Source organism: Micromonospora sp. NPDC003776, assembly GCF_053605645.1.
On sequence record NZ_JBSGJR010000908.1, the window covers coordinates 1 to 1,589 of the forward strand.

At 67.3% G+C, this 1,589-nt stretch carries 2 protein-coding genes; both read right to left on the reverse strand.

Annotation, left to right across the window (positions count from 1 at the left end; all coding sequences use genetic code 11):
* Positions 1-813: carbohydrate ABC transporter permease (locus ACWEVO_RS36290; RefSeq protein WP_452311908.1), on the reverse strand; the 813-nt coding region annotated here is incomplete at its 3' end.
* Positions 810-1,589 (reverse strand): carbohydrate ABC transporter permease (locus ACWEVO_RS36295; RefSeq protein ID WP_452311909.1); only part of this gene is annotated, 780 nt, incomplete at its 5' end. The genes ACWEVO_RS36290 and ACWEVO_RS36295, both read right to left, overlap by 4 nt.

A 1,589-nucleotide genomic window follows, 5' to 3' on the forward strand; every position in this document is an offset into this window, starting at 1 on the left:
CAGCAGGGGGACGGTGGCGATGAACGCGCCCGCCAGCACCCGCCGGTAGATCACATAGTTGCCACTGGCCAGGTCGGAGACCGCGACCATCGAGGTCGGGAAGTCGGTGCCGCCCAGCGTGATCAGCGGCCACTGGAAGTCGTTCCAGGTGGCCACGAAGGTGAGCAGGCCGAGCACCGCCAGGGCCGGGCGGATCGCCGGCAGCACGATGTTCGCGTACACCCGCATGGTCGTGGCCCCGTCCACCCGGGCCGATTCGACCAGCTCGTCGGGGACGGTGTTGACGATGAACTGCCGCATGTAGAACACGCCGAACGCGGTGACCAGGCCGGGCGCGATGACCGCGAGTAGGGTGCCGTTCCAGCCGAGCTTGCCCATCACGATGTAGAGCGCCACGATGCCGAGCTGGTTGGGCACGGTCAGGGTGAGCACCACGAAGAGCATCAGCGCGTTGCTGCCCCGGAAGCGCAGCTTGGCGAAGGCGAACCCGGCCAGCGAGCAGAAGAAGAGCACCGAGGCGGTCACCACGGTCGAGACGATGACGCTGTTGACCAGCGAGGCCGCGAAGTAGACGTCCTGGAGTGAGAAGACCTCGTGGACGTTGGTCATGAACCGGTCGCCCGGGATGATCGCCGGCGGCAGCTTCGCGAGGGCCTCGTCGTCGCTGGTCGCGATGACGAACATCCAGTACAACGGGAAGGCGGCGAAGAGCAGGGTCACCGCGAGGAACAGGTAGGTCCAGAACCCGGCCGGGGTGTCCTGCGGGGCCCGGGCCATCAGCCGCGGCCTGCGGCGGGCCGGGGTGGCGGTCATTTCCGGCCTCCGGACAGTCGGTTCGTCACCAGGAAGTTGATGCCGGCGACGATCAGGATGATCAGGAAGAGGGCCCAGGACATGGCCGCGGCGTAGCCGAGGTTGAGGTCCTTCCAGCCGACCTTGTAGATGAGCTGGGCGATGGTCTGCCACTCGCCGTTCGGACCACCGGTGGCGGCCTGCGCGTTGGGGTCGAAGAGCATCGGCTCGGTGAAGAGCTGGAGCCCGCCGATGGTGGAGAGGATGACCGTGAACAGCACGACCGGCTGGATCATCGGCACGGTGATCCGCCAGAGCTGCTTCCACGGTCCCGCGCCGTCGATCGCCGCCGCCTCGTAGACGTCGCGCGGGATCGACTGCATCGCGGCCAGGTAGAGCAGGGGGTTGTAGCCGATCCACTTCCAGTTGACCATCGTGGCGACGGCGATCCAGGCGTGCAGCTTGTCGGCCCGCCAGTCGATCGGGTCGTCCGGGCCGCCGAGGCCGAACAGGCCCAGCACCCAGTTGGCCATGCCGAAGTCGCGGGAGAAGAAGACGCTGAAGACCATCGTCGAGGCGACGATCGGCGTGACGTACGGCAGCAGCACGCCGACCCGCCACCAGGTCTGCGCCCGCAACCTGCGGTTGAGCAGCGAGGCGACCACCAGGGCGAGCAGCAGCTGCGGCACCGAGGAGAGCAGGAAGATGCCGAAGGTGTTGAAGAGGGCGTTCCAGAAGTCCTCGTCGCCGAAGAGCTTGCTGAAGTTCTCGAAGCCGGCCCAGTAGGGCAGCGTCGG